Source organism: Microcoleus sp. S28C3, assembly GCF_036700785.1.
GTDB lineage: Bacteria > Cyanobacteriota > Cyanobacteriia > Cyanobacteriales > Microcoleaceae > Microcoleus > Microcoleus asticus.
Genome location: NZ_JAUBPO010000222.1, coordinates 1 through 4,602 on the forward strand (window position 1 = coordinate 1; position 4,602 = coordinate 4,602).

Here is a 4,602-nt window from a genome sequence, read left to right on the forward strand (position 1 = left end):
GTTGCCGTTGGAGTATGGACGTTTGCCGGTCTTTGGGCGAGCGCACTTTTTGACCTGCTTAGTCTAAACTCCAAAATAAAATTAAGTTTAGCATATCTATCAACTACCCTAAGTAAAATCACTTAGGCACAGGCTCCATGAAACCACCTATAACTCCAGCAACGTTATATTCAATACGGATACCAAAGAGTCTAACATAGGGATGTTTCACACTCAGGTAATCAGCAGCGTGTCAACTATTTTCATCAACTTTATTATAGTCGCCTGTTTCTATATCAATGATGACCGTATTGCCAATATTCTCTTATAATTCATTTTTTGGGCGGATGCTGCTCTCATACAAATGTTTCGCACGACGCGCGACTTTTTCACGACTCAAAAAGATTGTTTGCATACATTCCCCATTTTTTGTAACTTTAGATTCTGTTACGGGATGGGGCTGTAATACGCGACTTCACAATCTTTCTGGAGCGAATTCTTGGGTTTTACCTGCGGAATACTCAGCTATTGCTGAGGCTGCAAGTTTGGCAATCGCGTCGAGAGAACGAGCATTTGCTAGTTCCCATCTGGGATAGTCTTCAAGTTCTTCCAGAATCATTGAGCCGCCTCTTGCTCACTTGCAGACAACGTTTTCAACTTACCGATCTTCTTCGAAGGCTTCGTTAACGCGCGCTCAAGTAACTCAGTCATGGCTAGCGCACTCTTACAATAAACCTCTTGCAAAAGTAGGGAAGGCGATCGCGACTTGTACCCTGGTAAGAGCAACGAGCGCGCCCGGTCGAAGTGATCCAAATAGGTTGTAGTAGGATGTATAATCCTAAGCTGGAATAATTTAGACTGAGACACATAATCAGCTATTTGGATGTAAAAAACCTGAGTTATGAAAACTTTAAGCGTCTGTGCGGAGTACGTCCAGAGACTTTTAAACACATGGTTAACGTAGTGCGATCGCATAATGACTCTGGATGCGCTTGGACAAGCACCAATTCTTGGTTTTCCAATTCCAGCACAGGTATTATAGTTAAACATTAGACCGTGATGCACTTTAGTATTGAATGAGGGGAGAAAATATTGCCATTTGCTAACAAGCTGATGCTCTGCTCGTTTAATTTTTCCCTACAGGCGATCGAACTTAGCTGTCTCAGGTTCCCATCTATAAATTCCATGCCTGAATAATCGGACTCATCGAAAAAACAAATATGAAAACCACGCTGCCCGGTTACAAACTCTTATCGTTGCCCCTTCATGAAGGTGTCAATACAGTTATTTATCGCGGGGTTCGGGAGTCCGAGCCAACTCAGGTTATAATAAAAACCCTCAAAGCCGAGTATCCCACAATAGAAGAAATCGCGCGGTTGAGACATGAATATAAAATCCTCAAAACTCTGGACATAGCCGGGATTGTCAAAGCTTACTCTTTGGAAAAGCATAATAACGGTCTGGCGCTGATATTAGAAGATTTTGGAGGAGACTCCCTGAAAAACCTAATCGCAGCTAAACACCTTGAAATCAGCGAATTTCTGAGTCTGGCTATTCATCTGGCAGAAACTCTAGCTCAACTGCATGAAAATAAGATTATTCATAAAGATATTAAACCGCAGAATATCATTATCAACCCCAAAACAGGTCAAATTAAAATCATCGATTTTAGCATTGCCACGCACCTAGAGCGAGAAAACCAGATTCTCAGCAGTCCCAACTTGCTAGAAGGTACCCTCGCCTATATGTCTCCAGAGCAAACCGGGCGGATGAATCGCTCAATTGACTACCGCACCGACTTTTACTCATTAGGTGTCACCTTTTATGAAATTCTGACTGGAAAGCTGCCCCATCAAGCCACCGACCCCCTAGAATTAATTCACTGCCATATCGCTAAAAGACCAGTGCCACCCCATCAGCAAATCGGTGAGATTCCAGAAGCGATTTCTGACATAGTAATGAAATTATTAGCCAAAACCGCTGAAGACAGATACCAAAGCGCCCTGGGACTAAAAGCTGACCTAGAAACCTGCCGTCATCAACTGCAAACGAATGGGAAAATTGACAACTTCCCAATCGGTAAGACGGATAAATTTGGAGAATTCCTCATCCCGCAAAAGCTCTACGGTCGCGAGCAAGAAGTAGCCACTTTGATGGCAGCCTTTGAGCGAGTCTCCGACGGAAACAGCGAACTGATGCTAGTGAGCGGTTACTCAGGAATTGGCAAATCTTCCTTAGTGAATGAAGTTCAAAAACCGATTGTCAGGCAGCACGGGTATTTTATCTCCGGTAAATTTGACCAATTAAAGCGAAATATTCCTTATGCTTCTTTGATCCAAGCCTTTCAGGGCTTGATGCGACATCTGTTAACAGAAAATTCGGAAAAACTAGCGATTTGGAAAGAGCAACTCTTAGAAGCTTTAGGCTCAAATGGCCAAGTCATAGTAGATGTCATTCCCGAAGTCGAACTGATTGTGGGCCCTCAAGAAGCTGTTCCGCAATTGGGGGCATTTGAATCCCAAAATCGCTTTAATCGGGTGTTTAAAGAATTCATTCATGTATTTACTAAACCCTCACACCCGCTCGTCGTCTTTTTGGATGACTTACAGTGGGCAGATTCGGCATCGCTCAAGTTAATTCATCTGCTGATTTGTGACCCTGACAGCCAATATTTACTGCTGATGGGAGCCTATCGAGATAACGAAGTTAGTCCGACGCATCCGTTGATGCTGACGTTGGAAGAGATTCAAAAGAATGGGGCGGTTGTAAATAATATCACCCTCCGTCCTTTGGATATTGGCAACGTCAGCTTGCTGGTAGCCGATACCCTGAATGAGTCTTCCGCTCCGAGAAACCGGGTTTCTGAATTGTCCCAGCTACTTTTCAATAAAACCCAGGGCAATCCTTTCTTCTTGACTCAGATGTTCGCTACTCTGCATCAAGAAAAGCTATTGACCTTTGAATTCAGTGCTGGGTGCTGGCAGTGGTCATTGAACCAAATTCAAGCGGTAGGCATCACGGATTATAATGTCGTCGAACTGATTGCCATAAATATTCAAAAACTCCCGGAAAATACGCAGGATGTCTTAAAATTAGCCGCCTGTATTGGAGACAAATTTAATTTAGACGTTCTGGCTATTGTCAATGAAAAATCTCAGTCGGAAACGGCGGCTGATTTGTGGGAAGCACTTCAGGCTGGCTTGGTTTTGCCCCTGAACGAAGCCTACAAAATCCCTCTTGTTTTTACCTCCGATGAAATGAGGATGATAGCAGAGGAGAGAATAGCTCCAGATTCTCCTCTGCTATCATCCTCACCGGGTCTTTTGCCTTACAGCCATAACGCGCCTATCGCTTACAAATTTCTCCATGACCGGGTGCAGCAAGCGGCGTATTCTCTTATTCCCGAATCTCAGAAACAACAGACCCACTTGAAAATTGGTGAACTGCTACTGGAGCATACTTCAGCAGAGGAGATTGAAGAAAATATCTTTGAGATTGTTAACCAGCTCAATGTGGGAGTAGAATTCATTACTGAGCAAGAAGAAAAATACAAGCTGGCTCAATTAAATTTAATAGCTGGTCGAAAAGCCAAAGCAGCAACAGCTTATGAAGCTGCTGTCACGTTACTAAAAGTAGGGTTAGAACTCTTGGCAGAAAACAGTTGGCAGAGTCACTACGATCTGACACTAGCACTCTATGTAGAAGCCGTAGAAGCGGAATATCTTAATACCAATTACGAAAAGTCAGCAATTCTTGCTGAAGTTGTTCTGCAACAAGCTAGCACCCTGCTCGAAAAAGTGAAAGTATACGAGCTACAAATCCAGTTTTATCTGGCTCAAAATCAGATGTTAAAAGCCCTTGATACTGGGCTGCAAGTGCTGGATATGCTGGGTGTTTCCTTGTCAAATGAAGCGGGTGAGGGTGGTTTTGCCGTTGAATTGCCTTCTCTGACAGATTTAGAAAACATCCCAGAAATGACCGATCCGTATCAATTAGCAGCCTTACGCATATTGATGAGCGTTATTTCTCCTGCTTACACTACCAAGTCTGAGATTGTGCCGCTGATTGTATTGGCTCAGGTCAATCTTTCTATGAAACACGGTCATTCAGCATTAGCCGCTTATGCTTATGTTTTTTATGGTGTAATTGTGTGTGCGAGTGGCGACATACAGACAGGGTATCATGCAAGTCAGCTAGCTTTAAAATTGTTGGATAAGTTTGATGCCAACTTTCTAAAATCTAAAATTTACCATTTATTTAATGGTTTAATTAGGCCCTGGAAAGAACATATCAAAAACACATTAGAATTGTTGCAAGAGGCTACGCAAAGCGGATTGGAAACAGGAGATATAGAATATGCTGGTTATAATGCTACTATTTATTGCTTTACCCCGTTTTTAATGGGCGAGCAATTAGATATTGTAGAGCAACAACAAAAGCAATATCTTGATTTAGCACTGAAACTAAAACAAGACTATTCTATCTATTACATTAAAATGGTTCACCAACTAACTTTAAATATTCAAAATGCAGCCAATAGTAAATGTCTATAGCAATCCTAAATGATTTTCTATATCTAGAGCAATCCTAAATGATTTTCTGTGTGTAAGTATATTGACGTAT

2 protein-coding genes are annotated in these 4,602 nt (G+C 42.2%); one reads left to right on the forward strand and one right to left on the reverse strand.

Annotated features, from left to right (window positions below; genetic code table 11):
• Nucleotides 1–454: 454 nt before the first annotated feature.
• Complete coding sequence (locus tag QUA13_RS31680; RefSeq protein WP_333204946.1) at nt 455–598, reverse strand: hypothetical protein; 144 nt, start codon at nt 596–598, stop codon at nt 455–457.
• A gap of 601 nt (nt 599–1,199) precedes the next feature.
• Between QUA13_RS31680 and QUA13_RS31685 the strand changes: the two genes are divergently transcribed.
• Nucleotides 1,200–4,532 (forward strand): serine/threonine-protein kinase PknK, encoded by a 3,333-nt coding sequence (locus tag QUA13_RS31685; protein ID WP_333204948.1) that lies wholly within the window; start codon nt 1,200–1,202, stop codon nt 4,530–4,532.
• Nucleotides 4,533–4,602: the final 70 nt, after the last annotated feature.